This window comes from Streptomyces sp. NPDC058198 (assembly GCF_042882605.1).
Taxonomy (GTDB): Bacteria; Actinomycetota; Actinomycetes; order Streptomycetales; family Streptomycetaceae; genus Streptomyces.
Map to the genome: position 1 here is coordinate 116,060 of NZ_JBHVVP010000006.1, position 26,358 is coordinate 142,417.

The 26,358-nt window shown below is 69.2% G+C and carries 25 protein-coding genes and 1 tRNA gene; 14 read left to right on the forward strand and 12 right to left on the reverse strand.

The window, feature by feature from the left end; genetic code table 11:
* Positions 1–15: 15 nt before the first annotated feature.
* A complete protein-coding gene (locus ACFVWW_RS21695) occupies positions 16–807 on the reverse strand; it encodes an SDR family oxidoreductase (protein ID WP_384334062.1) in 792 nt (263 codons plus the stop codon).
* 179 nt (positions 808–986) lie between these two features.
* Between ACFVWW_RS21695 and ACFVWW_RS21700 the strand changes: the two genes are divergently transcribed.
* On the forward strand, positions 987–1,925 hold the full coding sequence (locus ACFVWW_RS21700; protein WP_384183021.1) for an AraC family transcriptional regulator: 939 nt from the start codon (positions 987–989) through the stop codon (positions 1,923–1,925).
* On the opposite strand, the gene ACFVWW_RS21705 is transcribed toward ACFVWW_RS21700, so the two are convergent.
* Both ACFVWW_RS21705 and ACFVWW_RS21710 read right to left on the reverse strand, forming a co-directional pair.
* Positions 1,904–2,986 (reverse strand): CDP-diacylglycerol diphosphatase, encoded by a 1,083-nt coding sequence (locus ACFVWW_RS21705; RefSeq protein ID WP_389679943.1) that lies wholly within the window; start codon positions 2,984–2,986, stop codon positions 1,904–1,906. The two genes, ACFVWW_RS21700 and ACFVWW_RS21705, sit on opposite strands and share 22 nt — an antisense overlap.
* Before the next feature lie 344 nt (positions 2,987–3,330).
* Positions 3,331–3,418, reverse strand: a tRNA-Leu gene (locus ACFVWW_RS21710).
* Positions 3,419–3,602: 184 nt separating this feature from the next.
* On the opposite strand from ACFVWW_RS21710, the gene ACFVWW_RS21715 reads away from it, so the two are divergent.
* From ACFVWW_RS21715 to ACFVWW_RS21725, 3 genes are all read left to right on the forward strand, one after another.
* Positions 3,603–4,928 (forward strand): M20/M25/M40 family metallo-hydrolase, encoded by a 1,326-nt coding sequence (locus ACFVWW_RS21715; RefSeq protein WP_386879045.1) that lies wholly within the window; start codon positions 3,603–3,605, stop codon positions 4,926–4,928.
* A gap of 143 nt (positions 4,929–5,071) precedes the next feature.
* Positions 5,072–5,305 carry a chaplin gene (locus ACFVWW_RS21720; protein ID WP_386879044.1) on the forward strand — a complete coding sequence of 78 codons (234 nt, stop codon included), beginning with the start codon at positions 5,072–5,074 and terminating at the stop codon, positions 5,303–5,305.
* A 138-nt stretch (positions 5,306–5,443) separates the two neighbouring features.
* The gene (locus ACFVWW_RS21725) at positions 5,444–6,178 is read left to right on the forward strand and encodes a chaplin (protein ID WP_384183029.1); all 735 of its coding nucleotides are present in this window, start codon (positions 5,444–5,446) and stop codon (positions 6,176–6,178) included.
* 60 nt (positions 6,179–6,238) lie between these two features.
* Here the strand turns inward: ACFVWW_RS21725 and ACFVWW_RS21730 are convergent, their stop codons facing one another.
* On the reverse strand, positions 6,239–6,427 hold the full coding sequence (locus ACFVWW_RS21730; protein ID WP_030354641.1) for a DUF5703 family protein: 189 nt from the start codon (positions 6,425–6,427) through the stop codon (positions 6,239–6,241).
* Between the two features lie 151 nt (positions 6,428–6,578).
* Complete coding sequence (locus tag ACFVWW_RS21735) at positions 6,579–6,902, reverse strand: hypothetical protein (protein ID WP_386879043.1); 324 nt, start codon at positions 6,900–6,902, stop codon at positions 6,579–6,581.
* Positions 6,903–6,932: 30 nt separating this feature from the next.
* Here ACFVWW_RS21735 and ACFVWW_RS21740 point away from each other — a divergent pair, with 30 nt between their 5' ends.
* The 6 genes from ACFVWW_RS21740 to ACFVWW_RS21765 all read left to right on the forward strand — a co-directional run bounded on the left by ACFVWW_RS21740 (position 6,933) and on the right by ACFVWW_RS21765 (position 12,065).
* Positions 6,933–8,162 (forward strand): helix-turn-helix domain-containing protein, encoded by a 1,230-nt coding sequence (locus ACFVWW_RS21740; RefSeq protein WP_386879042.1) that lies wholly within the window; start codon positions 6,933–6,935, stop codon positions 8,160–8,162.
* Between the two features lie 204 nt (positions 8,163–8,366).
* On the forward strand, positions 8,367–8,591 hold the full coding sequence (locus ACFVWW_RS21745) for a helix-turn-helix transcriptional regulator (protein WP_386879041.1): 225 nt from the start codon (positions 8,367–8,369) through the stop codon (positions 8,589–8,591).
* Complete coding sequence (locus ACFVWW_RS21750; RefSeq protein ID WP_386879040.1) at positions 8,588–9,478, forward strand: bifunctional DNA primase/polymerase; 891 nt, start codon at positions 8,588–8,590, stop codon at positions 9,476–9,478. The genes ACFVWW_RS21745 and ACFVWW_RS21750 overlap by 4 nt, the downstream gene beginning before the upstream one ends.
* 193 nt (positions 9,479–9,671) lie before the next feature.
* Positions 9,672–10,910, forward strand: coding sequence for an AAA family ATPase (locus tag ACFVWW_RS21755; RefSeq protein WP_386879039.1), 1,239 nt, complete (start codon positions 9,672–9,674; stop codon positions 10,908–10,910).
* Between the two features lie 302 nt (positions 10,911–11,212).
* Entirely contained in the window at positions 11,213–11,659 is a 447-nt protein-coding gene (locus ACFVWW_RS21760; RefSeq protein WP_386879038.1) for a hypothetical protein, read from the forward strand.
* A 211-nt stretch (positions 11,660–11,870) separates the two neighbouring features.
* Positions 11,871–12,065 carry a hypothetical protein gene (locus ACFVWW_RS21765; protein WP_386879037.1) on the forward strand — a complete coding sequence of 65 codons (195 nt, stop codon included), beginning with the start codon at positions 11,871–11,873 and terminating at the stop codon, positions 12,063–12,065.
* A gap of 268 nt (positions 12,066–12,333) precedes the next feature.
* Here ACFVWW_RS21765 and ACFVWW_RS21770 read toward each other — a convergent pair whose 3' ends face one another.
* Positions 12,334–13,647 carry a recombinase family protein gene (locus ACFVWW_RS21770; RefSeq protein WP_386879036.1) on the reverse strand — a complete coding sequence of 438 codons (1,314 nt, stop codon included), beginning with the start codon at positions 13,645–13,647 and terminating at the stop codon, positions 12,334–12,336.
* A 2,094-nt stretch (positions 13,648–15,741) separates the two neighbouring features.
* Here ACFVWW_RS21770 and ACFVWW_RS21775 point away from each other — a divergent pair.
* Positions 15,742–16,149: a hypothetical protein gene (locus ACFVWW_RS21775; RefSeq protein WP_386879035.1), complete on the forward strand. Its 408-nt coding sequence runs from the start codon at positions 15,742–15,744 to the stop codon at positions 16,147–16,149.
* 201 nt (positions 16,150–16,350) lie between these two features.
* On the opposite strand, the gene ACFVWW_RS21780 is transcribed toward ACFVWW_RS21775, so the two are convergent.
* From ACFVWW_RS21780 to ACFVWW_RS21795, 4 genes are all read right to left on the reverse strand, one after another.
* Positions 16,351–16,809 (reverse strand): hypothetical protein, encoded by a 459-nt coding sequence (locus tag ACFVWW_RS21780; RefSeq protein WP_386879034.1) that lies wholly within the window; start codon positions 16,807–16,809, stop codon positions 16,351–16,353.
* Between the two features lie 30 nt (positions 16,810–16,839).
* Positions 16,840–18,672: a helix-turn-helix domain-containing protein gene (locus ACFVWW_RS21785; protein ID WP_386879033.1), complete on the reverse strand. Its 1,833-nt coding sequence runs from the start codon at positions 18,670–18,672 to the stop codon at positions 16,840–16,842.
* Positions 18,673–19,033: 361 nt separating this feature from the next.
* On the reverse strand, positions 19,034–19,963 hold the full coding sequence (locus tag ACFVWW_RS21790; RefSeq protein ID WP_386879032.1) for a hypothetical protein: 930 nt from the start codon (positions 19,961–19,963) through the stop codon (positions 19,034–19,036).
* Positions 19,960–20,127: a hypothetical protein gene (locus tag ACFVWW_RS21795; protein WP_386879031.1), complete on the reverse strand. Its 168-nt coding sequence runs from the start codon at positions 20,125–20,127 to the stop codon at positions 19,960–19,962. The genes ACFVWW_RS21790 and ACFVWW_RS21795 overlap by 4 nt, the downstream gene beginning before the upstream one ends.
* 304 nt (positions 20,128–20,431) lie before the next feature.
* On the opposite strand from ACFVWW_RS21795, the gene ACFVWW_RS21800 reads away from it, so the two are divergent.
* The 3 genes from ACFVWW_RS21800 (at position 20,432) to ACFVWW_RS21810 (ending at position 22,908) form a co-directional block, all read left to right on the forward strand.
* Positions 20,432–20,890 (forward strand): helix-turn-helix domain-containing protein, encoded by a 459-nt coding sequence (locus ACFVWW_RS21800; protein WP_386879030.1) that lies wholly within the window; start codon positions 20,432–20,434, stop codon positions 20,888–20,890.
* 53 nt (positions 20,891–20,943) lie between these two features.
* Positions 20,944–22,110, forward strand: coding sequence for a tyrosine-type recombinase/integrase (locus tag ACFVWW_RS21805; protein ID WP_386879029.1), 1,167 nt, complete (start codon positions 20,944–20,946; stop codon positions 22,108–22,110).
* Between the two features lie 147 nt (positions 22,111–22,257).
* Positions 22,258–22,908: a hypothetical protein gene (locus tag ACFVWW_RS21810; RefSeq protein ID WP_384183031.1), complete on the forward strand. Its 651-nt coding sequence runs from the start codon at positions 22,258–22,260 to the stop codon at positions 22,906–22,908.
* A gap of 108 nt (positions 22,909–23,016) precedes the next feature.
* Here the strand turns inward: ACFVWW_RS21810 and ACFVWW_RS21815 are convergent, their stop codons facing one another.
* Positions 23,017–25,224: a helix-hairpin-helix domain-containing protein gene (locus tag ACFVWW_RS21815; protein WP_386879111.1), complete on the reverse strand. Its 2,208-nt coding sequence runs from the start codon at positions 25,222–25,224 to the stop codon at positions 23,017–23,019.
* Between the two features lie 41 nt (positions 25,225–25,265).
* Positions 25,266–26,249: an aldo/keto reductase gene (locus ACFVWW_RS21820; protein WP_384183034.1), complete on the reverse strand. Its 984-nt coding sequence runs from the start codon at positions 26,247–26,249 to the stop codon at positions 25,266–25,268.
* Positions 26,250–26,358: the final 109 nt, after the last annotated feature.

Sequence of the window (26,358 nt, forward strand, 5' to 3'; positions counted from 1 at the left end):
GATCAGGCAGTTGGATCAGACAGTGGGCTTGGTGCCGCCGTCGATGACGTGTTCGGCGCCGGTGATCGATGACGCCCGGTCCGAGACCAGGAAGGCCACCAGTTCGGCCACCTCCTCGGGGCGGGCCGGCCGGCCGAGGGGAATGCCGCCGATCCCGTTCATGACCATCCGGCGGCCTTCTTCGTAGTCGACTCCCGCCTTGTCCGCGAAGGTCGCGACGAAGGAGCGGCCCCAGTCGCTCTCGGTGAAACCAGGAGTGACGCTGTTGACGCGGACCCCGCTCGGGGCGACTTCGTTGGCCAGCCCCTTGCTGTAGTGGGACAGAGCGGCCTTGGCCGATCCGTACGGAACTCGGTTCGCGCTCGGGATCGAGCGGGAGAGCGAGGAGATGTGGACAACAGCTCCCGCGCCGCGCTCGACCATGCCGGGCACCAGCGCCCGGTCCAGCCGTGCGGGAGCGAAGAGATTGATGTCCATGACGAACTGCCACACAGCGTCCTCCTGTGTCAGCAGCGGAACGTGCTGGTCTCCGTCGGTGCCCACGTTGTGGACGAGAATGTCGACCCCGCCCAGCCGCTCGTTCACATGCCGGGTGACCACGTCGATCCCCTCCCGGGTGCCGATGTCGGCCCGTACGAACAGCTCGCTTTCTTGCGCGGACGCGGACGCCGAGCGGGCGGTGAAGGCGACCGCGGCACCGGCCCTGGTGAGCCTGTCGACGATCGCTGCGCCGATCCCGCGCGTCCCTCCTGTCACCAGGACACGCTTTCCGGCGAACTCGCCGCCCTCCGCGGCAGAACGGGACACGGTTGAAGAAAGGGTGGGGGTCATGGTTCCTCGGTCTCGGGACGCTGTCGGTGGCCGGCCGATCCGGAGCACCTGACGCATTCCGACGTTAGAGCCGTCCGGCGAGACGATCCATGCCTAAAAGTCTCGCTTCTTTGACCGTGCGTCTCGCATGAGCCCTCCCAGGTAGAGTTTCCCTCATGGACGTCGTCAGTGACGCGGTAGCTACGATCCGGACCGGCCGGCCACATTCGGCACGTACCCACCTCACCGCACCCTGGGGCCTGCGCTTCGCGCCGACCAGTGGCCCGGGATTCCATGTGGTGCTTGAGGGCGGGTGCTGGCTGCTGTCGCGTAACGCCGCACCGGCGGCTCTCGCGGCGGGCGACGTGGTTTTCGTGTCTCACGGGCAGGAACTCGCCCTCGCCGACCACCCGTCCAGTGCGCTCGTCGACGCCACCCAGGACCTGGACGACGCCTGGATCCCCCGTACCGAAATTCAGGGCGCGGCGGCCGCCACCGTACTCATCTGCGGTTCCTACCAACTCGACCGCGCCCGCCCGCACCCGCTCCTGGCGGAGCTCCCGGACCTCATCCACCTGCCTGCCCGAGTCAGCCGGCAGGCTCCCCTCTCGGCCGTCGTTGCTCTCCTCGGCGACGAACTCAACGAGCGCAACCCCGGTTCCGACGCCATCGTCTCCAGCCTGCTGGACACGATGCTGCTGTACATCCTGCGCACTTGGTACAAGGAGCGGGCCCCGAGCGCCACCACCGGCTGGGCGGCAGCCCTGTCCGATCCGGCGGTCAGCAGCGCACTGCATCACCTCCACGGTGACCCCACCCACCCCTGGACCGTGGAAGAACTGGGCGCACGCGCGGGGCTGTCACGAGCGGCATTCGCCCGCCGCTTCACCACCCTCGTCGGCACGCCACCCCTCACGTACCTCACCTGGTGGCGGATGACCTCGGCCGGCACCCTGCTCCGCCTCGACGACACCCCCCTGCACACCATCGCCCGGCTGACCGGCTACACCTCGGAATCCGCGTTCAACCGCGCCTTCAAACGCGAGTACGGGAAAGCCCCTGGCGAGTACCGCCGCCAACACGAGCGACGGCGTCAGCTGTACACAAGCAAGTAGTCACAGGTGCTCGTACCGTCGTGGAGCGAATTGTCGCTGTTGAGGACATAAAAGGTCCCAGCGAATCCGGCGGTTGTCATCTTCGGCACCACGATCAGTGTCTGATTCGCCATGTCCAGCCCGGACGGCACCACCACATACCGGTGCAGCAGCATGAAAAGATTTTGCCCGAGGTCGGGCAGCTTGAGAACTCGGTACGTGCGATCCCCTGTGCCTTGGGGGCCCGAGATGGGTACCTGGTAGGGCGGTGCACCCCATTGTGCGGGGTGGGTGGCCATGCGGCCCATCATTTCGAGTTCTTGCAGTCGCCTCTGCGTGCTCGCCCTGACGCCGGCCATGTGAATGTGCAACTGGTTGAAGCGCCGGGCGTTCTGCGAGTTGATCCCCAATCCGATATTGGGATATTGCACGGGGACGCTCCCCCCGCTCCTCGCGTTCCCCCATGCGTCGTTCCAGTAGTTCGCCGCCCCAGAGGTCGTGAGAAACGGGCATTCGATACCTGTGATCCGACAACTGGGGGCCAGGAGATAATTGTGCTGGGTCTCCGGCTTGCCGTGCAGAACGACGTAATTCGGGGTTGTCTTCAAGCAGTTGGGCCCGGACTGCGGCGGCGGGAGTGTCCCGTGAGTGCAGTACCGGACATCATTCCACAGCGGATCATTGTCGGTGGGACTGCCGCAGACGGACTGAAGCTGAGCAGGGGGGCAGGGGCTCGGTCCTGCCCCGGGAGGGGAGGTGGGGCATGGGTCGGACAAGGGCTCTCCGTGCACCGGTCCTGCTGCCGCGGCCGCGCTCCCGCTCGCTCCCGCACCGGCCAGGAGCGTCGCCGCACCAATGACGCCGGAGAACGCGACGAATTGACGCCGAGAAACCTCGTTCGAATTCTTGTGATCATTCATGCGTGATCTCCCATGGTGATGACCGCCGGCTGGATTTACTGGCCATGGGTGAGATAGGGAAGTCTCGCCCGGTTTTGGCCCCTCGCTGATCCGCACACAGGGTATGCGGTGGCGAGCGAGTTGCCCATCGACTGAATGAGTGAGCGTCGCTTGTTCCGCCATGGAGACCGTTTCCTATGTGGTGCGGCGGACGAGCTGCTTATAGCAGCAGAGGGCTACGGTGAATCCGAGAAAGGCCAGGAAGTTGTGGGAATGACGCCGTGATACGCACCCCGATGTGCTCGGTGTGCCACAGGCTGAGCGGTGATTCAGCACAGCGATTGACTCGCTACGTCCTGTTGCTGCGCCCCTCGCGACCAGTCACCAGCGACCCCGCGCACGCCGACCAGGCATCGTCGGCGCATCCTCGCCGGCCAAGATCCCCCAACACAGCAGAACTCCCAGCCCGGACGAGTCCGTGCTGGGAGTTCTGTGAAGCCAAACAGGGTATTTGTGTGACCTACCCCTGGTGTCCGAGGGGGGACTTGAACCCCCACGCCCGATAAAGGGCACTAGCACCTCAAGCTAGCGCGTCTGCCATTCCGCCACCCGGACAAGGTGTCTGCCGGAGGGCCGTGGGCCGTTCCGACGTGGAAAACCATAGCAAACATTCAACGGTGCCCGATCACGTGCCCGTCCCGTGTGACGGGCGTATGACGGCCGGGGGCCGCCCTTGGGAAGCGGGCCGGGATCGCGGAGGATGTGAGGACCACCAGCAACGACCGTGGGAGTGAGCAGCGTGGGCGAGCCGAACGCGGGCAGGACCGTCTCGGGCGAGGACGAGGTCGTGGACCTCTGCCGTGATCTGATCCGGATCGACACCAGTAATTACGGCGACCACTCGGGCCCTGGGGAGCGGGCCGCCGCCGAGTACGTCGCGGAGAAGCTCGCGGAAGTGGGCCTCGAACCGAAGATCTTCGAGTCCCACAAGGGCCGCGCCTCCACCGTGGCCAGGATCGAGGGTGAGGACCCCTCAAAGCCCGCCCTGCTCATCCATGGCCACACCGATGTCGTCCCCGCCAACGCCGACGACTGGCAGCACCACCCCTTCTCCGGTGAGATCGCGGACGGCTGTGTCTGGGGCCGTGGCGCGGTCGACATGAAGGACATGGACGCGATGACCCTCGCGGTCGTACGCGACCGGATGCGCAGCGGCCGCAAGCCGCCGCGCGACATCGTGCTGGCCTTCCTCGCCGACGAGGAGGCGGGCGGCACCTACGGCGCGCGGTATCTCGTCGACAAGCACCCCGGTCTCTTCGAAGGCGTCACGGAAGCGATCAGCGAGGTCGGCGGCTTCTCCTTCACCGTCAACGAGAACCTGCGGCTGTATCTGGTCGAGACGGCGCAGAAGGGCATGCACTGGATGCGCCTGACCGTGGACGGCACCGCCGGGCACGGCTCGATGACCAACAACGACAACGCCATCACCGAGCTGTGCGAGGCCGTGGGCCGGCTCGGCCGTCACCAGTGGCCGGTGAGGGTGACCAAGACCGTACGGTCCTTCCTGGACGAGCTGTCCGACGCGCTGGGTACCCCCCTCGACCCGGAGGACATGGAGGCCACCCTCGCCAAGCTCGGCGGCATCGCGAAGATGATCGGGGCCACCCTGCGCAACTCCGCGGCCCCCACCATGCTCGGCGCCGGCTACAAGGTGAATGTGATCCCCGGCCAGGCGAGCGCCCATGTCGACGGCCGCTTCCTGCCCGGGTACGAGGAGGAGTTCCTGACCGACCTCGACCGGATCCTCGGCCCGCGCGTCACGCGCGAGGACGTGCACGGCGACAAGGCCCTGGAGACCAGCTTCGACGGGAAGCTGGTGGACGCCATGCAGACCGCGCTCTCGGCGGAGGACCCGATCGCGCGGGCCGTTCCCTACATGCTCTCGGGCGGCACCGACGCCAAGTCCTTCGACGACCTCGGCATCCGCGGCTTCGGCTTCGCGCCGCTCAAGCTGCCGCCGGAGCTGGACTTCGCCGGGATGTTCCACGGCGTGGACGAGCGGGTGCCGGTGGACGGCCTGAAATTCGGTGTGCGCGTCCTGGACCGGTTCATCGACCACAGCTGAGCGACGCACGTCTATTCGACAGCGTGTGCACACCCGACTGAAAAGAGTGAATGCGACCATAGGCTCGTAGCCTCATTTCGTTCCTCTTCGTTACAGGTGTTGCGGTCCGCGGCTGGGACCGCATTTGCCAACAAGGAGGAATAATGATCAAGAAGGTCGTCGCTGCTGCGGCTGTCACTGGTGGTCTGGTGCTCGCGGGCGCGGGTATGGCCGTCGCCGACTCGGGTGCCCAGGGTGCCGCTGTCAGGTCCTCGGGTGTGGCCTCGGGCAATGTGATCCAGGCCCCCGTCCACGTGCCGGTGAACGCGTGCGGCAACACGGTCTCCGCGGTCGGGCTGCTGAACCCCGCCTTCGGCCACGCCTGCGTCAACGCGTGACGTCGTACCTCCGACCCGTATGGGTTTGAGCCCTGGCGGCCCCGGAGTGCGCGCCATGCACTTCGGGGCCGCTGGGCATCCTGCCCCGGCATCGAAGCCCAGGGGCAGTCCTGAAGGCAGAAGGCAGGGATCGAAGTTATGAGACAGGTCACGCGCAAAGGCCTGATTACGGTTGCGGCCGCGGGCGGAGTGCTCGCGCTCGGCGGCGGTTACGCACAGGCGGACGCGGGTGCCGAAGGCATCGCGGCGAATTCTCCGGGCGTGCTGTCCGGGAACTCCGTCCAGGCCCCGGTGCACGTCCCCGTGAACGTGTGCGGGAACACCGTCAATGTGGTCGGGCTGCTCAACCCGGCGCTCGGCAACACCTGTGCCAACACGTCGGACACCACGTCGGGCGCCGCGTCCGACGGCTACGGCGGCGGATCGCACGCCACCACGCCGGGCAGTGGTGCGCAGGCCGACGGCTCGTACCAGGGCGGATCGCACACCGCGCCGTCCGGCGGGGCGCACGCGGAGGGGGGCACGTCGAACTCACCCGGTATCGGTTCCGGGAATTCGATCCAGGTGCCGATCGACCTTCCCGTGAACGCCTGTGGGAACAGCGTCACCATCGGTGGCCTGCTCAACCCCACTACGGGCAGCGACTGCGAGAACGACTCAGCTGTCGCGCCGCCGGCCACGCCCGAGCAGCCCGACAACCCGATTACCCGTCCGACCCCGAACACCCCTGAGACGCAGATCGTCGCGCAGCCCGCGGGCCACGACGTACTCGCTCAGACCGGTGCCGGTTCACTCGGGATGGCGATTCCGGCGGCCGCCGGACTGCTGCTCGCGGGCAGCATCCTCTACCGCCGCGCCCGCGCCGCCGCGTAGTCGGAAGCGCACGGACGGACAGGGGCGGGCCTCGCGACAGCGGGGCCCGCTCCGCTGTTCTCACCAGGTGGCGCGCACCTGACGGATGATGCGCCGACGCAGCCGCACCCTGCGGCTGCCGTCCCGGTGCAGGCTCAAGCGGTCCAATTCCCAGTGTCCGTACTCGGCATGGTCGGTCAGCAGACGGGCCGCTTCCTTGCGGGAGACCCCGCGCGGCACGTACACGTCGACAAATTCGTATTCCGGCATCGCATCTATTGTGTGGCCTGTGCGTCTCTCTGACCAGGGGCCATGTGCCGGAAGTACCTCTGACCTGCGCGGGAAGCTGCTAGGGGTGTAGCGAAGCGGCTAGGGGCGGCCAGAGGTGACCTGTACGGCATGTGTACGCCGGAGGGGTCCGTCAGCCCTGGTCACCGGCCACCGGCTCGATGCGATCAAGGGGTACGTCCCACTCGATGCCGCCACCCTCCGGCCGCATGAACGCCTGCGCGCTCACGACCTTGCCGGACTCCTTCGAGCGCTCCTCGATTACGCCGACCAGGTGGCCCGTGCGCTCCGAGATGGTGTCCACCACGAGCGTTCCGGCCGGGTAAGGCAGCTTTCCGTGACCGAGCATCGTCGGCGGCTGTTCCTGGTATCCCATGGGCATGATCCCGTCGTTTCTCGCGTGCTGGCGTACCTGCCAGCGAACCGCCCGGGAGAGGGCCGCAGGGAGTGCCTGCATGTAGTCCTGTCTGTAATCCACAATGAGGCCATGGCAGGCGGGGAAAACATCGGTCCGATGATCCGGAGATTGCGCCAGGAACGTGGCTGGTCTCAATCCGACCTTGCCCGCAAGCTGAACATCCTGGCCGGGGGAGCGCCGACGCTCGACCGGCAGCACGTCTACCGGTGGGAGACCGGCCGCCGGACGCCCCGGGACTGGCTCCCGTTCCTGGCCGCCGTGTTCCGCGTGGACCTGGAGACCCTGGAGCGCGCCACAGCCGTGGAGAGGACGGCCGCCACAGCGTCCGTGCCGACCGTGGCCGACTTCCTGCCCGAGGGTGACCCGCTCGCCCCCCTGGCGGTCCGTGAGGGGCGCCTGATCGGGGCCAGCACGGTGGCCGACCTGAACGGACGGGTCCACGGCCTCCGGCTGGCCGATGACGTCGTGTACGGGCGCGACCTGATCGGGCGGGCCCTGCGGGAGCTGCGGGCCGCCGTGACCCTCTACCGGGAGTCGACGTTCACGGACGACACCGGGCGTCAACTTCTTTGCGCCATAGGCGAGTTGGCGCAGGTCGCCGGTTGGATCGCCTCGGACGCGGGCCAGCATGAGGACGCGGAGCGCATCTACCGACTCGGCCTGTCGGCGGCGCACCAGGCCGGGGATGCCACGCTGGCGGGCAACCTCCTGGGCTCGCTCGCCTACCAGACATCCAACGTGGGGGATCCCCTGAAGGCCGTGGCCATGGCGCGGGCGGCGGCCGACGGCGCGGCCGGTGCTCCCCCTCGGGCGCGGGCCCTGTACCTCGACCGGGTGGCGTGGGCGCACACGCAGGCCGGAGGGACCGACAACGCGCAGGCCGCCATGCGGGCACTCGGAGAGGCCGGGGAGGCGATCACGGAGCACACCCCCGGCACGGAGGAGCCCGGGTACCTCTACTGGGTCTCGCCGGGTGAACTCCAGGTCATGGAGGCCCGGGTGTACACAGAGCTGCACCGGCCTCTGCGGGCCGTCCCGCGCCTGCGTGACGTCCTGGGGCAGTACGACGCGACGCATGCCCGGGAGGTGGCCCTGTATCTGTCCTGGCTCGCTGTCGCCCTGGCCGACGCCAACGAGCCGGAGGAGGCGGCGGCCACGGCCGACCGCATGGTGCGCATGTCGGCCGACATGGCGAGCGACCGCACCGACGGGCGCGCGGCCGTCGTCCTGAAGCGGCTGGAGGACTTCCGGGACGTCCCCGAGGTGTCCGCCCTCCTGGCGGAGTTCCCCGCCGCGTAGGCGCCAACGGCCGCGCCGAAAAAGACTTCTGACGTGCCGTCCTCCCCAACCTGGTGAACCTGTCCCGAGGTTGAGCCCTGTCGTCACTCGTGGTGCAGCCTGAGATGCCTTTAGCCGCTTGACGCAGCGTTTGGCCGGTCTATGCTCAGAGCTGGATCACTTACGGCAACGTATGGTGCGAATTCAGCACCAGAGGAGGCGGATATGGCAACGGTGCAGGTGGCGGAGGCTCGTAAGGCGGTGCTCACGCCCCAGGAGGTGGCGGCGGAGTACAGCATCAGCGTTCACACCCTCCGGGCCCACCGGTACTACAAGACGGGCCCCAAGTACCTGAAGGCCCCGGGCCGCAGCGGACACACCCGCTACCGGCGCGCGGACATCGAAGCGTGGCTGAACGGACAGGTCATCGACCCCGAGGCGCAGCGATGAGCACGGGGCAGGTCGCCACGGCCCTGGAGCTGGCCGCCCTCGGGGTGCCGGTCTTCCCGCTCCGTGGAAAGCGGCCCCTGTCGCTGTGCCCGGCGTGTGAGGGCAACCGGTGCGGCGGACGGCCGCACATGCGCTCCCAGGGCTGGTGCGAGTGCCCGAGGCCCTGCCACGGATGGGCGGCGGCCACGACCGATCAGGGCGTCATCACGTCCCCGGCGTGGCGCCGTGCCTGGCTCCAGGCGGACGGCGTGGGCTGGCACCCCGGCGGCGCCTTCACGGACGGCGTGACGGTCGTGGACCTGGACGACGCGGCGGCCGTCGAGTGGGCCAGGGCCACGCTCCCGGCCACCCGCACCGTGCCGACCACCCGGGGTGAGCACTGGCTGTACCTGGGCGGCATGGCCTCCTCGAACGCCGTGCGGCCCGGGGTCGACCTGAAGTCCCGTATGGCGTACGCGGTGTGGCGCGGCCGGGGGAGCGGCGGCATGGTCCGGCTCCCGGAGGCCGTCCTGTCCCTGGCCAACAGGGAAGAGGCCACCTCCCGCTCCTCCTCGATCCGCGTCGTCCTGTCCAGCGGAGCGGCGCGGGTGGCCTCTTCCCCGGGGACGGTGTGGGAGCGGCAGGTGGGCAACGGGTGCCGACACACCGGGCCGTTCCTGAGCCGGGGCCTTCAGATGGCCCAGGAGCACATCACGGCCCACCGGACGAACGGCGCGGGGACGGCCGCCTACGCCAGGGCCAGGGCGATCGCCAGGGCTCACCGGGACTGTCCGGGGCCCTGCGGGCTGGCAACGGTCTGGCAGGCGCTGAAGGACGCGGCCGTGTCGGTCGGCGTCCCGGAGGACTACGCGGCACGTCAGGTCAGGCAGGGAATCGCCGCCGCGTGAGCAATCGGCCGGCTGGCCTAGGCCGGTCGGAGTGCAGGCAAGCGGAAGGCCCAGGGCAGCAACCCCGGGCCTCCCAGAAGAAGTCAGAAGTCCGTCCCTGTGGACAGTCCGCAACCTCTCCTTTCCAGTACCCACGGTACAAGAGTTGGCGGGCTCTCCACAGGTGGCGGCACCACCTTCAGGAGACACAGTGATGCCCGAACAGAACGACTGGAGCGACCTCCCGGGGTCCATTCCGCCGGACGAGACCACGCGCAGCATGAAGGAGCTGAGGGAGTGGGCGCAGGCCAACGGCCTCGACCCGTACCACACGCCCTTCAGCGTCATGGCGGCGGCACGGCAGGCGTCCATGAGGGCGGCGCAGGCGGCCGTGCCGCTTCCCGCGCCCCAGGGCGGCACCGGGGCCACCTCCACCATGCAGAGCCTCAACCTGACAGACGGCTGGCACTTCGACCTGTCGGCCATCGGGGCGGAGCCCCACCTGATCCGTGACGTCCTGGAGCGCCAGTCGGCCGCGTGGCTTGTCGGGCCCTCCGGCTCGTACAAGTCGTTCATCGCCCTGTCCATGGCCATCAGCGTGGCCACCGGCCGCCCCTGGTACGGGCGGGAGACGAACGCCGGACCGGTCGTCTACGTGTGCTCCGAGGGCTCTAAGGCGTGGGGCAAGCGCATGGCCGCGTACTCCCAGCAGTACGGGACGTCAGGCGAGCGGCACGCGTTCTACATGCGGCCCGCCCCGATCGAGATCGGGAGCACGGAGTGGGAGGCCCTGGGGGCGCTCCTGGAGCACGTGCGGCCCGCTCTCGTCGTGGTCGACACGCAGGCGCAGTGCGCCACGGGTGCCGACGAGAACAGCAACTCCGAGATGGCGCGCATCTGCAAGAAGCTGGCGGCCATGGCCAACCGGACCGGCGCGGCCGTCCTCACGGTCCACCACTCCGGCCACGGCAAGGAAGGCCGGGACATCCGGGCCCGGGGTGCCTCGGCCGTCTACGCGGCGGCGGACACGGAACTGAAGGTGATCCCGAAGGAAATGAGCCTGGACGACCGGGGCCAGACCATGACGTACGTGGAGGTGGAGGCGAGCAAGCAGAAGGACATGCCCACCGGCTCCGTCGTGACCCTGGCGCCGCACGTCGTGGCGATCGACGGGGCCACCGACTTCTACGGGCGGCCGGTCACCTCCCTGGTCATGGTCGACATCGACCCGCAGCCGGAGGGGGAGGCGAACACGCCGGAGCAGTGGGCAGGCGTCCTCTACGCGGCCGGGGTGCGGGAGGCCATGGGGCGTGACCGGTTGATCCAGGAGGCCAACGTGAAGGGCCTGGAGGGGTTCCCCAAGAAGGCGGCCGAGGCCGCCAAGGTAGCCAGGGCTCACAAGGAACTGATCGCACGGAAGGCCGCCGAGGGACAGGGAACGATCGAGGAGTGAGGGGCCCCGGGCGACTGTCCCAGGTGCCCTGAGCATGACCCCCCAGCCGTGTCCGGTATGGGGGGTTTTGCTTGTTCCCCAAACCTGTTCCCAGAGGGGGTTTCAGACCATGATCGGGGAACAGTTCCCAAAACTGTTCCCACTGTTCCCTGATCATGCAAAAGCCCAGGTCAGACCTGTACCCACTTTCTGTTCCCCTGTTCCCACGGCCCAGACTGTTCCCTGTTCCCCCCCCTATAGGGGGGAACAGTTAGGGACTACGGGAACAGTCGGAGGTACAGAACGGGCGGCAGACTGGCGTCATGAGCGCTGAATACGACTACTCGCAGGGCGGCAAGGTCCCGCACTTGGTCGACTTCCGCCCCGGCGGCACGGGCGTGAATGACTACGGCGAGACGTACGACGAACTGTTGCGTCGCCTCCTCCTGGGCGGCCCGATCCCGGTACAGCTCCCCAGGGCGGCACAGGAGGCCGTCAGGGACACTCACGCACCCGTGGAGGTATCCGAGGAGCCTCGGGCCGGAGCGGGCCCGGAGGAGTGGGCACAGTGGCTCCATGACAACGGCGTGACCCACCCCGGCGGCAGGGAAGCGCTCCGGCGCCAGGCCCTCCGCCTCGGGGCGCGACGGTTCCCGGGCCGGTCGACGGTCGGGGCGGCTATCGCCAAGGCTCACCGGCAGGTGTGCGCCGACGCGGCACGGGAACGCTCCACGCTCTCCTACGCCGAGGGGTTCGGCATACGTCCCTGAACGGGTCTCCCACCGGCCTGCGGGCCGGTGCTCGCTGAAGAGGCCACCCGGCCCCCCCCTGTCCTCGGTCCCATGCGTCCGGCCGACCGGCGGCGCCCCCCGGGTGGCTTCTTCTGGTCGGTCGCATGACCGACCGGGGGTGAGGACGTGGCGGCAGGGGGAGCCCTCCAGGGCCGCACTGGCGGCCGTACCCAATTGGAGGGCTCCTGTCATGCTCCACGCCGATCCGAACCGCCCGTACGAAGCGCACTACGAGGACGGCACGGTGCGGCCGGTCGTCGCCCTGGGGGTTGATCCGGCCATTCCCGAAACGATCTACATGCTCGTACTGAACGAGTCGGACGGGAGCGTTGTCGCTCCTTCGGTGATCAAGGGTCTCCGGGGCGTTCGCCCCGTCGGCGCGTAGGTCCCGCCGGGCAGGCCCCGGCGTACGTGGCAGGCTGGCTCTGTACGCCCGAGGAGGTGTGCAGCAGAGAGCCCCCGACCGCTTCCCTCGGTCGGGGGCTCTCCGTGTCTCAGGCGGCCGTCCGTGGCCTCCGGCTGGCCGTCTATCGGCGGCTCAGTTCCGCCCACTTCGCCGACAGGACGGCCACCGCTGTGGCCATGGCGCGGATGATCTCGAACATCTCAGTTGCTCCTCTGGTTGCGTGGTCCCGTACGTCAGGCCGTGCCGGTCAGAACGCCGTGGCCGCCTCCTCGATCCGGTCGGCGTACGCCCGGTACGCCTTCCGCTCCGCCGGGGTCGACTCGGAGCCCTCCCCACCGGCCAACGGCCAGGCCAGTTCGAGGATTTCACGGTGCACGCTCATCGGGGCCAGGACGCGGAGGCTGTACCCCTTGCCGCGCCGGACGGTCTCCGCCTGCGTCAGGGCCTTGCGGGTGGCCGTTCCGTCCTCCATGGGCGCCGTGCCGTCCTCGGTCAGGTGGTCGGCCAGGGTGCCCGGCATGACGACGATGGCCGTTCGCTCCTTCGGCCGGTCGCTGGCCTTCACCTTGGCTCCGGCCACGTAGACCGGGGCGCCCGGCTCCCGTGCCTCCAGGGGATACCCGCCCTCGGCCAGCACGCGGGCGTACCGGTCGTGGAGTTCGGCGCGCGCCTCGGCCGACTCCTGCTCGGTCATCGCGTCACCCTCCGGCCCGAAGCGGTGCACGACGCGTACGCGCTGGCGGTCCTGGTGCGCGTTGTACCCGCCGCGTCCGCTCATGCTCTCCCCGTTGCGCGGCCGGTACCCGGCGGCCTTCAGAACCTTGGAGACCTCCCGCACGTTGGCCGACCCGGTGGGCGCCTCCACGGGTACGGCCAACTGTCCCGGCCACTCGCCCTCGGGGCCGGTCGTCACCTCCAGGTCCACGGCCGTCTCCACGGCCGGAGCCTGGCCGGGCAGCAGGCCCTCCAGGGCGGTGCGGACCGCTCCCCGGCTCACGCCGTACTTACGGGCCAGGGCGGCGATACTCAGGCCCTCCTCCTGGTAGTCCTTCCGTACGTCGTCGGCGTTCTTCACGGCCGGTCGGCGGCCTCGGTAGCGGCCCTGCGCCTCCGCTGCCTCCACGCCCTCCCGGGTGAGTTCGTTCTGAATGTCGCGCTGGAACTGGCCGACGGATACCAGGACGTTGACCACGAGGGAAATCGTCGCGTCGTCCTCCGCCAGGTTCTTGAACTGGCTCAGGGGCCCGCTCAGCACCCGGAGCGCCAGGCCCCGGCTCCGGCAGAACTTGATGACGGCCTGGATGTCGGCCACGTCTCGGCAGAGGCGGAACAGTTCCGACACGTACAGGTCGTCGCCGGGGTGCGCTTCCTCCGCCACGCGGCGGAAGGCCGGGCGGTCGAGTGCGGGGATCTTGGAGGAGGTGGCTGGATCTTCGTAGACGTGCACGCTGTCGGCAGGCTTTCCCTGCTTGTCGGTGAGCCCTGCCTCTGCGAACAAGTGCCGCTGCCGGGTGAGTGACTGACTGGCGGTCGACACTCGGGAGTAGAGCCGCTTGGCCATCGCTGTCTCCTTTGGGGGTTTTGCTGACAGCGGCCACACTGGCATGGGTCCGCACCTGTCGTCAATTGCTGTCAGCAAATCACCATCGGATTGATTGGATCTGACGCACGGTACGTGCCGGTATGTCCGGATCGCTGCATTGGATCGGAGTGGTTGTCAGCATTAGGTCTAAAGATGACAGGCGCCTGACTGGCTAGCCGTGCCTCCAGGGCTCATGTCCTCGGGCCCGGCCTCCATGTCGGTACGCAGGGGAGTGGGGTGGTGCTGAGCCGGAGGCAGGGGAGCGGCAGGGCGGGCCGAGGGGTCGAGGGTACGGCCTCCGGTCCTCTGTCCGGTCCACCCCGTGCCGACGGCCAGGGCGAGCGGCAGTGACACGACCGAGGAGGCGACGGCCGCCACGACGGGAGCCGGAGGGTCGAGGCCGGAGGAGGTGGCCTCTTGCCTGAAGGTGTGATGCCGGTGGGTGTGTGGCAACTGCGTGCGTAGCCAGTGGGGTTGATAGGTGAGACGTGCCGGAGTGGGTGGAGGAGTGAGGCAGGCAGGGGGAGGCGTGAAGCCAGCGGGAAAACCGAGGGAAATCGGAGGCCGGGCCGGATCGAGAAAATGCCTCCCAAGGAGAAAACCAATTCCTCCCACCGGAACGAAAATGGGGCCCCCGGTTACGGTCGTCCATCCGTCAACTCCGGGGCCCCGTGGGCGATCGAGCCTGAGTGATCCAGAACGGCCCACAGAATGCCCCCTCTGGCGCCCTGTCGGCACTGCCCCGGCGTGATTCCCTCCGCGCCCCTGGATGGCCCACTAGCGGCCACGCGGAAGGGCCGCCCTGACGCTCATGAAACCGCAGGTCGGAGCGTTGCGGATGACCCCGGCGGGTCCCGCCTGCGCGCCAAATGGGTTCAATCTGTTGCTAATTGGGCATGGTGGCAACCTGGGTGGTCACCTGCGGGACACCAAAGCGACGTCTGTGCAGGTCAGTGGTCCATGGTGGTGGTCAATCAGGTGGTCATTCTGCGTTCCGCAGGGCGGGGTGGGACGGGTGGCGCCGGAGGGTGGTCATCTGGCCGGTCACCTCTTGACGGGCTCAGGTCAGTCTATGCAGGTCAGGGGGTATGGGGAGGTGGTCACTCAGGTGGTCAGGAAACCGCAGGTGCTGATCTGTCGGCTGGGATCGACGGCCCGGAAAATCCGGCGCGTGCGCCCTTGCGTGGGCGGGCCGCTTATTGACGGGATTCCAGCCGGCCCAGGCCATCAATCCAGGTCAGGGTCAACATTGTTGCTGACACCGGAACACGAAAGAGCCCCCGGGGGCTCGTCATGTCCCGGGGGCTCTCTCTGTGTTGACGTCGTCGGGAGGCTGGCCAGCCGACAGGTACAGCTTAGTCCTGCCACGTCCCCTCGCGTATTCGCTGCTGTCGTTCTCGCTGATAGGCGTTGTTCCTGCTGGCGCAGGCCCGGCATTGGAAATGCTCACCCGAGGGGGCGCCGCACCAGGCGCAGAGACCGGCCGCCCGGCGTGCTTTCCGTACGTTCTTTCTCGTCGCGTTCGCTGTCTGCTGGGAGTTCACGCACGGGCCGCAGCGGAGGAGCTGGTGTTCCTCGGGAAGAGGGGAGCCGCAGCGGGTGCAGAGCCCCAGGGCGCGGGCAAGGTCGCGCTCTGCCTTGGTGGTGATTGACACGGCCTATGCCTCCGCTCGCTCCACAGCGTCATTCACGAACCTTTTCTGGCGGTCCCTCGTGGTGGGCAGTTGGCGGCACGAGCATTCCGGGCCGCCAAGTTCCGTCAGACCGGTGCAGCCGTCCGGGCCGTGCCGCCGGGAAGTGTGTGAGCAATTGGGGCACACGGCAGCGGTTTTGGCGGTCACGCCTGTATTGATTGCCGCTGCTTTGCGGCCGTCGTTCATACGCACCCACGGTCTGAATGCCGAACCTGTTGCCATGGGGTGGACCATACGGGGGAGAATGGGCGCCGGAAAGAGGCATTCCCCGGCGTGATCAGTCGACCATGGCCGGAGGCGCCCCGGGGTGGCTTCTTCCCTGCGACCTGCGCCGACGGCGCAGGGAGACACGCGCTCAGTGCGCAGGAGGCTGGCAGCTATGGCGTACGACATTCCCGGCGGCATCGGGTCGACGGGCGACAGCGATACGGCGGACATTCTGAAGCGGCTGGACACGCTCCGGGAGAACGGCCCGACGTGGGACGACTTCATGGGGCGCGTGGTCGATGACACGGCCGTGAACGCGTCTCTCAGCGGCTCCGGCCGGTGCCCCCGCTGCGGGTACCTGCGGGAGTCCTTCAGTGGCCACACGTGCCGGGAGGCGGCCACCCTGGGGGAGATCAGGAGTCTCCTGGAGGGCGGCGCCCTGCCGGAGCGGGCCACGGCCGACGGGGCGGCCCTGGCGGAGATCAGGGATCTCCTGACGGAGCCTCCGATCATCCTGGAGGAGGCGGCCCTGAAGTCCGTTGTCCTGGAGGAGAGCGCCCGTCTCGTCCGGGCCGAGTGAGAGACCCCCGAAACGCACGAGAGCCCCCCAGGTTGTCCCTGGGGGGCTCTCGTGTCTCTTGCGGCGGCCTGCTTCCAGGTGTTGTTCCAGGTGGATTCCAAGGCACCTGAAGTGCCGTTTCCCGTGGCGGCCGTGGCCTTCATTCCGGGGTGGATTCCAGGTCTTCCAGGTCTCCCGAATCACCCCGAATCGGTGGAGCGATCAGCCGTTGTTGGACTTGTATGTGACGCCGGACGACTTCCTGTTGTTGATCGTGGACCCCCGGTAGTCGTTGACCACCTTCCGGGGGCCACGCTGTGCGGCGGCCCGCAGTACCAGCCACAGGAAGAGGCCACCTACGCCGAGTGCGGCGGCCAGCTCCACGGAGACGGCCTCCAGGACGCCCCGGACGCCCTCCAGGGCCAGCCACGCGCCTGCGCCGGTCGTGGGGGCCGCCAGGGCAATTCCCTTGGCCCACGCGGGCATGGGCTCCGTCGGCCGGACGGGATCCGCCTGCGGGACGTACGGGGTGGAGGCGTAGTGCCTGGCCTCCTCCTGGTGCCGCTCCAGGAGGGCGGCCACGTCCCGCCGGACGGCGGGACGGGACTCCGGCGTGTACGCCTGGACGATGAGCCGCGCCGACTCGCGCGCCTCTTCCTCGGTCATGGGGTTGTGAGACATGAGGACTGCTCCTTTGCGGGCGAGAGGGAGTTACGCGGTTTCCGATTTCAGTGTTTGGAGAATCCGGCCGACTGAGGCCCGAGGGATTCCGGTGCTTTCTGCGATCTCATCGACCGTGCGCGCTCCGGTCTGCTGTGCTCCCTGAATCAGCCGGATGCGCGTTTCCCTGTCGGCCGGTGCCTTGCCCTCTTCCTTGACCAGGGTCAAAGTCCGGGAGGGCGTGGGATCATCCGGCCCGTTTTCGCTTCCGGGATTCCATACGTTCGACGGAAGCGCCTTGATGCCCGCGTCATCGAGCGTCCATGTGCGGATCATCCGAGGGCCGTAACCCTTCAGGTATCCGTGGCCGCGCCATTCCTTGCCCTGGGGGATTTGGTGCGGCGCGTAGTTCGCGCAATCGTCCAAAGCCACCTGAGCCTGAGTCGTGCCAGCGACGCGGAGAGAGAAACGCGTCAGAAGGTTGGGAGCGATCAGGTTGTGAACTCCGGGCGCCCTGCCGTCGGTCACCGGGTACTGAGTCGCCCACCACATGACGACACCCCGGGACCGGCCGAGGGAGGAGAGTTCCACGAGACGCTGTAGGCGGTCCTTGTCCCGGGCGACCTGAGACAGGACCACCTGACCCTCATCGATCACGACTGTGATCTGTCGGCCGTCCCACACGCTGATGCCGCGCGACTTCATTTCCCGCTTACGGCGGGTCATTTCGGCGTGGGTTTCGTCAATTACTCCGTCTATCTCGCCCGATTCGATGGCTACCCGGCAGACTTTCTCCCAGATATTCGCCTCTTCGCCCTTGCCGTCGATCAGGACGAGATCCCCGCGCAGGTGCGCGGTCGCCATGAGCGGACGCGTTGACCACGACTTGCCGGTGCCGGACGCGCCGGAGACCAACAGCCGCTCATCGAACGGGACCAGCACGTGTTCACCGGTCTCCGTGTCGACCCCCAGGGACATCAGGGAGGGGTCAACGGGCATCAGGTCGGGCGTCCACAGCGACGACGTGCCGTCGGTCGCCTTGCGCGTGGCGAGCGAGATCACGGCCCACCCGCCGCGCGTGCCTGACGTGATCCGGATCCGCAGGGACGTGCGGGCCCCGAGCAGGTTCCGGATGTTGTCGGTCTTGTCGGCCAGGCCCTTCACGGTCCACGTGCCATCGAGCCGGACGGAGCAGCGGATGCCGCCAGGCGTGATCTCCGGGGGAGTGGTCACGGTGCCCTCCAGGCCCCGTTCCGGCGCGTGACCCACCCACCATGAAGGGTCCAGCCGGCCGACCAACAACCGCTCCTCCGAGGACAGTTCGTCGTCAACTTGGAGAACGACTGCCCGGCGGCCGAGCCACAGTGCCCCAGCGTTCAGGGCGGCCAGCGACGCGGAGACCGAGGCGGGCCACGGTGACGACATGGCCAGCGTGGCGGCCGACGCGGGCAGGAGGTGCACGGCGTGCGCCTGGAGGGCCCGTGCCCGCAGCGTCGCCGGATAGTTCGCCCTGGCCGTCGTCAGGTCTCCACGAGCCTCCCGCTTGTGGCGGCGGGCGCCCTTGTCGGCGGTGCGGGCCGCCCGGCGTTCGGCCGACAGTGGGTTGCCTGTCGCCTTGCGGGCCGCCTGCCGCTGAACCTTCGCCGTAGCGGCCGTGGAGCGAGCGGCCGTGTTGGCGCGCTGTGCGGCGATCAGGGCCTTCAGGTTGGCGGGGGTGCGCAGTGCGTGCCTGCGGTCCGCCTCCGCGTCCCAGCGCCGTGCGAACGGCACGAACGCCGGGGTCAGCGAATCGAGTGTGTTGGTCACGGTCGACGCGAGTGCGCCGAACTTGCTGCCGGTGTCCTCCTCGGTCTTGTTGACCGTGGGAACATGCGTGATGTCCACGTGTTGCCTCTCAGGGTGGCGTGGACGGGCCGGAGTCCTGCCAGGGGCTCCGGCCCGCTGTGCTTGCTACGGGGAGTGATGGCCGCCTCGGTGAGACGGTGAGACGGACGGGGCCCCCATGGGGGCGGGATATCGGAGTGAGATCACCTCATGTACCCCGGATTGCCTGGGATGTCTGAGACATCTGAGACGTCCTGATCTTCGGTCACGGTCTGTGATCCGCCGCGCCGGAGGCCCTAGGGTGTCCGTGTGCCGCCTGTCGGCACGCGAAAGGGCCGCTCTCAATTCGACTGAGAGCGGCCCTCTTCGCTGTGCTGTGCGGCCCCTGCCCGAGACCTCCGGGGGTGGCGTCTTCCCTGCGTCAGTCCGTCGCTTCCGCGTCGGCGCGCAGGGCCTCCTCGTGCCGGTAGAGCTGATCGATAAGGGCGTTGGAGCCCTTCAGGTTCCGGTCCTTCATGCCGTCCCGCATCCGCTCCCGGAACTGCCGGAGAGAGGGCGGCGGGTCGGTCGCGTAGACCTCGGCGGCCAGGAACCCCAGGGCCTTTTCGTCGACCGTGCCCGGCACGGTGTGCCGGACCGTGCCGGAGGGCGTGCCACCTGCGGTTTCGCTACCCGGCACGGCGCCCTCCAGGAGGGCCGCCAGGTCGTCATCCGTGATGAGCCCGAACCCTTCCGGCACGGTGGCGGCACGGTCCGGCACGGGGTGTGCCGTGGCCGTCTCCGCGTACGTCTCGGCGGCCTTGTGGCGCGTCTTCTGCGCCGACCCCAGGGCCTTCAGCTCCCTGGCCTCCAGGTCGGCCGCCGCGCGGTATCCGACAGCCTTTGCGGACAGGGCCGCGCGCTCCACGGCCACACGGTCGCGGGTGGCGGACCGTACGGCGTCGATGCGCCGCTGTGCGTCGGTGCCGACGCGGGTTGCGTCCCGGTTGGCGGCCATGATCCATGTCGCCTTGGCCAGGACCGGGATACCTGCCCCGATGACGGCCACGGCCGCCGTGGAGACCATCAGGCCGTGCGTCAGGATGACGGCCGCCGACACGGCCAGGAAGAGCCACCCGAGGGCCTGCGGGAGCCGGGCACTGGAGCCCTGCCGCTTGTGGGCGACCTCCTGCGCCATGGCGTACAGCCATACCGCGTCGTAGAGGAGGGCCGCCGAGTAGGCGAACACCGGGGGCGCCTGGTCGACCAGGAGGCCGCCGACGGCCTGCACGGTCCACACGGTCCCGATGGTCGTCAGGAGGCCGGGCAGGACCCACGGGGCCGCCTTGCGCATCGTCTGCTTGACGTTCACGCGTTCTCTCCCGTCAGGCCACGGTCCGCGCGGATGCGGTCCATCTCCACCTCGATGGACTCCAGGTAGAGGGCCACGCGGGCGCGGTCCTCATTGGTCGTGGGGCCGGTGACCTTCCGCAGGGAGGCCAGCGCCATGGACAGGCGCGTTTCGTTGTCGCTCATGTCAACTTCCTTTCGATTGGCCCGAGTTGGCCCCAACCGGTCCGTACGAGACGGCCCGGAAGGCGACGACTCGGGGTCGTCGTACTCCGCTGCGCTCTGTGGAGTTCTCAAGGAACGGCCGCTGCCTTGGTCCTGGCCGGTGGCCGGTGTCTTCCGGGCGGTGCAACGTTTGGTGCTGAATCAGCACCAGTGTCGATAGTACGCGCACCGAATGGTGCGTCAAGCGGCTAGAAGCGTCTTGACGCGTATCAAAGTGGCCTAGGTCGTATCGGATTCAGCACCAAATGGCCCTACTCTGAACCACATGGAACGGAATGATGACCCCACGGCGGCCACGGTTGCCGCCAACCTGAAAAGGCTTCGCGCTGGCCGGAGTTGGTCCGTGCGGGAGCTGGCCGACAGGCTCACGCAGGCGGGCCGGACGTTCAGTCACTCAGCCGTGACGCGAACCGAGAACGGCACTCGACAGGCCAGCGTCGGCGACCTGATGTCGTTTGCCGCCGTGTTCGACGTCTCGCCGCTCGCCTTCCTGCTACCGATGGCCGACAAGGAGGAGGAGGTGGCCGTGACCGGCCTGGGAGACGTACCGGCGGGGCCCCTGTGGGAATGGGCCTCCGGCGGAATGCCCCTGGAGGCGGCGCGTACGGGATACACGACGGACGCGGCCCTGTGGCGTTACCAGACCGAGGGCCTTCCGGTATTCCGGCGCGAATGGCCGCACCCGGAGGAGTTCCGGCGCAAGTTCGAGGGCGGGGGCGAGTAATGGCGCGCGTATGGATAGAGGACCGCTCGGAGCACTCCGAGTACGTCACGGCCATGGACAAGTGGCGGAAGGCCGGGAAGAAGAGACAGGCGCCCGGACGTTGGCGCGTCCGCTGGTACGCCCCTGATGGAAAGCCGAAGTCAAAGACCTGCCAGACGAAACCGGATGCGGAGCGGGAAAGGGACCGCGTCACCACGCAAATCAGTGGCGGCACGTACCGTGATCCGTCCCGCAGCGGAACCCTTTTCTCTGTCGTCTGTGAGGACTGGTTCACGAACCTGCGCAGGCCGGGGGTGCGGACCAGGGAGGATTACCGGGAGATCCTGGATCTCTACGTGATTCCCTACTGGGGCGACTGGAAGGTGTCCGCAATCGACTGGGAGGGCGTGGACGAGTGGATTACCCACCTGGACAAGCTCCCGGGCCGTAAGTCTGAAACCACGATGTCGGCGGGCCGCGTCACCAAGATTTTCCGTGTCGGCGGCATGGTGGCGAAGCGTGCGATACGTCAGAAGATGATCGCGGAAAACCCGTTCAAGGATCACGAACTTCCGGTGGCCGGGGACGCAGGCGAACACGTCTACCTCTCACACGAGGAAGTGGAAAGGCTCGCCGTTGCGGCCGGAGCCGTGCGGCCGGAGTGGGGAACCCTGGTTCGCCTGAAGGCGTACTGCGGCCCCAGGTGGGGCGAGATTTCCGCAATCAAGACTGACCGGCTCACGCTGCAAAAGCGGGAAATCCGGATCGTGGAATCGTGGAGCAAGATCAAGGGTGGAACGCGCATCCTGAAGGACACGAAGAACCACGAACGCCGGACGCTGCCTGTCCCCGTGTTTCTCTGTGCGGAACTGAAGGCGATTGCCTCCGGGAAAAAGCGCGGGGAGTTCCTGTTCACCGTGGAGGGAACCGAGGCCATCACGTACGGGGAATGGCGCGGCGTGTGGGCCAAGGCGATCAAGGCGGCCGGACTCGACGGCCGGGGGCTCACGCCTCACAAGCTGCGGCACACGGCGGCCTCCCTGGCGATCGCCTCGGGCGCCAACGTGAAGGACGTACAGACGATGCTCGGGCACAAGTCGGCGGCCATGACGCTGGACGTGTACGGCCACCTGTGGCCGGAGGGCCTGCACCAGGTCGCGGGCCGTCTGGACGCGGCCAGGGCCGCAGCGCTGGCCGCCCCTCTGACAAGGGAAGAGGCCACCCCGGCACTCGCCGCCTAGGTGTACGGAATATGTACGGCCCGCCTCCTCGGAAGGGGGCGGGCCGTCGTGTTCCTACCGTCTGCCAGCACGTTCACTGAACCGTTACCACGATTGGTCTCGCATCTATTGTGCGGGCAGAGCCCCGGTACGGATAGCGTCTGCACTATGTCTGATGCTGCGCAGCCCACTGCTGCCGAGGTACGCGCCGCCGCCGAGGCGGTCAAGGTAGCCCTGGACCGCCACCTCGCGGCGGTCGAACACCGCACGGGCGAGGACGACCCGGCTGTCTCCGATGCGTTCAACGCCCTGGCCGTCGCGGCCGAGGTCTACGACGAGCTGCTCTACAACCGGTACGACGAAGTCACCCCCTTCGAGATCCCGGAACCGGACGACTCGCTGCCGCCGTACAACGGCCCCGAGGAACCGAACGCCCTCTCCGTGCTGATCAGGCGCGATTACGCGGTGGTGGAGCCGCAGCGGCTGCTCGCACAGGCACAGCGCATCGCCGATGTGGAAGGGGACACCGATACCGGGGCCGTGGTGGGCAGCAGTGTGCACGCCGCCCTCGGGGTGCTCTTCGGTGAGTACGAACCGGACGAGATCGCCTCCCGGCACAAGGAATTCGGACTCGAAGAGGGCGATTCCACCCTTTGGGTGGCGGCGGCGGACGACCTGCCCGAACCGGGGGAGTGGCTGAGCGCCCCCTTCGACCAGGCCGACCCCCAGCAGGTGGTCTGCCGCTTCGATGTCAGCGCGGTCTTCGACGAGGACGACCTCGACCCGGATCTGGACGATCTGGAGGAGCAGCACGCCTGATCCCGCGGCGCCCCCTCCGGCCCGCGCCGACGACAGGTCGACGCGGGCTCAGGGCATGAGGCGCTCAGCCACGAGGCACTCAGGGCATGAGGCGAGTCGGCGGCGCGGTCACCCCGGCTGGGCCGCCGGGGCCAGCAGGGTTTCGATCAGCGGCCGCAGCCTGGTCGTGCGCTCCTGGGACGGGACACCGGCCACCGCCTGCGGAAGCGCCTGGTCCACGCCATGGACCACGGACAGATGGCGCTCGCCCCGGCTGAAGGCCGTATAGACCCAAGGACGGCTCAGCCCCTGGGCGGCGTCGCCGGGGAGCACCACGACCGCCGCGGGCCACCGCATCCCCGCGGCCTGGTGTGCGGTGAGCGCCCAGCCGTGGCGTACGGCCGACTCGACCCGCTCCCTGGGGACGACGACGGCCTCGCCCTCGCAGTCGAGACGCAGCCCTTCGGTGTCCGCGGAGACCACCGAGCCCTGCACCGTCCTGCCGGGCGACGGGACGTACGCGACCCTGTCCCCCGGGTCGAAGCCGCCGAACCGGCCGGGCCCCGGATTGAGCCGCTGCTTGAGCGCCGCGTTCAGCGCGCGGGTGCCGGCCGAGCCGCCATGTCCCACGGTGATCACCTGCGTCTGCCCCGCGGTCACCCCGAAGGCGCGCGGCACCGAATCGGCGACCAGCTGCACCGTGCGGTGCACCGCCTCGCCCGCGTCCCGCACCGGGACGATCACGACCTCCTTGCCGGGCGCCTCCACCTGGTTCAGCTCACCGATGCCGATCCCGGAGACCAGCTCGCCGATCGGTCCCGCGTCGGGGGTACGGGAGGCGATCCGCGGGCACACCCCGGCGGCCAGCAGATCGGCGAACACCCGGCCCGCGCCCGCCGACCAGAGCACCCCGGGGTCACCGCTGAGCACCAGGCGGCTGCCGTCAGGAAGCGATTCCACGATCACCGCCGCCGTCTCCACATCCAGCTGCGGCGCGTCCAGCACCACGAGGAGATCCAGCGCGAACGTGCCGTCCGCGTCGCGTCCCGGGCCCTCCGCGCCGGCGAGCAGCCCGGCCACGGTGACCGCGCCTGCGCCCAGCCGGCCGCGGCCGTTCTCGCCGTGGGCCGCGACGACCGCGCGCATCCCGAGCGCCCGGGCGGCCTCGGCCAGGGCGACCGGCTCGGCGCGCGCGGCCTCACCGCCCGTGTGCAGGACGAGTCCATGGCCGGCGACGGCGCGGATCAGCTCGGCGGCCGAGGGTGAGGCGGCCGTCGCCGCGGCCTCCTCCCAGGAGGCGTCGGGGCCCGTCTTGACCAGCCGCGCGAGTCCGTCGGCGAGGCTCTCCTCGGCGAGGGCGTACCGGTCGAGTCCGAGCAGCACCGGGACCGGTGCCGCGGCCTCCTGCTCGCCGCCCTCCGCTTCCCCCGCCTCGCTCTCCGTCTCCTCCACGTCCTCGTCCAGACCGTCCTGGAACACCAGCACGGCGCCCTCGGCGATGGCGTGCTGCACGGCCTCATCGGGCTCGGGCACGGCGTGCCCGGCCAGCGCGCCGCGCACCGACGACGCCTCCAGCGCGGTGTGGCCCTGAAGCGCGGCCCGCTCCAGCAGCCAGCCGACGAGCGCGGCGGCCCGCCGCTCGTCGCCGGGGCCGCAGGCCGCCCCGAGCAGCGCCCGCGCGAACCCGTCGGCTTGCTCGGGCCGCACACCGGGGACGGCCAGCAGCTGCCACGGGTCCTCACGCAGCACGTGCGGCGCCTGCTCCCCGAGCACGGTGGCGACCTGCCCCGCGAGCGCCTCCGGCGCCCCTCCCTCGGCGAGCACGGCCCGCACGGCGGACACGGCCCCGGGCGCGGCGGCCCGCGGCGCCGACGGGGCCTCCGGGGCGCGCGCGGGCGCCGTGTCCGGGGCCGGCGGCGGCGCGGTGGGAGCGGGGGCGCGCAGCAGGGACGGGTCGACCTCGGCGCCGCTCTCCACGGCCCGTACGGCGGCGAGCAGATCGGCGGCCTGCCCGCTCAGCTTGGCGCCGGCGGCGATGGGTCCGGCCTTCTCCGCCTTCCGCTGCTCGATCCGCTCGCGCAGCTCCCGCTGCGCGGCCAGCTCGGCCTGGCTCTCGGACAACGCCGCCACGGCCTCTGCCGCCTCGGCCCCGCCCGCCTCAGTCTCCGTCGACGTGCCATCAGCCGAGGAGCTGTCCGCCGCAGCGCCGTCCGCCGCAGCGCCGTCAGCCGAGGCGCCGTCCTCGGCCGCCCCGCCGTCCGTTTCCGGATCCGTCTCGGCGGGCCCCGGGTCCGGGTCCGGCGCCGGTGCCGCGGGGTGCCGGCCTGTGTCGGCCATGGACTCGGCCTCCTCCTCGGCAGCGGTGTCGCGGTCCGTACTCACAGCGTGCTCCAGTCCTGGTCGGGATAGCGGTGCACGGGCGCCGACACATCGTCGAGCGCCTGGCAGATCTCGTCAGGAAGACTAAGGCTCTCCACTGACAAAGCGGCCGTGAGCTGCTGCGCGTTGCGCGCACCGATGATCGGGGCCACCACCCCGGGCCGGTCCCTGACCCACGCCAGGGCGACCGCCAGGGGCGTCGTGGCGAGCCCGTCCGCCGCCGTCGCGACCGCGTCCACGATCCGGCTCGCCGCCTCGTCGAGATAGGGCTCGACGAACGGCGCCAGCTGCTCGGACGCGCCCCGGGAGTCCGGCGGTGTGGTGTGCCGGTACTTGCCGGTGAGCACCCCGCGCCCGAGCGGCGACGAGGGCAGCAGCCCGACCTCCAGATCCCTCGCGGCGGGCAGCACCTCCCGCTCCACACCGCGCTGCAGCAGTGAGTACTCCATCTGTGTGCTGGCCAGTCTCGTCCGTATCCCGGGCGAGGCCAGCTGCCAGGTGGCGGCCTTGGCCAGCTGCCAGCCGCAGAAGTTCGACACTCCCGCGTACCGGGCCCGCCCGCTGCTGACGGCGATGTCCAGCGCCTGGAGCGTCTCCTCCAGCGGAGTCCCCGTGTCGAACGCGTGGATCTGCCACAGATCGACATAGTCGGTCCCGAGCCGCTCCAGCGACGCGTCCAGCGCGGCGAGGAGATGCCCGCGCGATCCGTCGAAGCGCCGGTACGGATCCGCCACACTGCCGGCCTTGGTCGCGATGATCACATCGCGGCGCGGTACGAGCCGTTCGACGAGCTGGCCGAGCAGATATTCGGCCTCCCCTCCGCCGTACACATCCGCCGTGTCGACGAGTGTCCCGCCCACCTCCCAGAAGGCCTTCAACTGATCGGCGGCGTCATGCTCGTCGGTGTCCCGACCCCAGGTCAGGGTGCCGAGTCCGATCCGGGACACACGCAGGCCGGTACGGCCGAGATGCCTCTGCTCCATGGCTGCTGAGATTACTGGCCAGGACCCCACGCGGAGAGAGCCTGTGGACAACCCGCCCCTGACGGATGCCCGCACCGCGCGCTAGAGTCCCCGGCACAGGGACGTTACT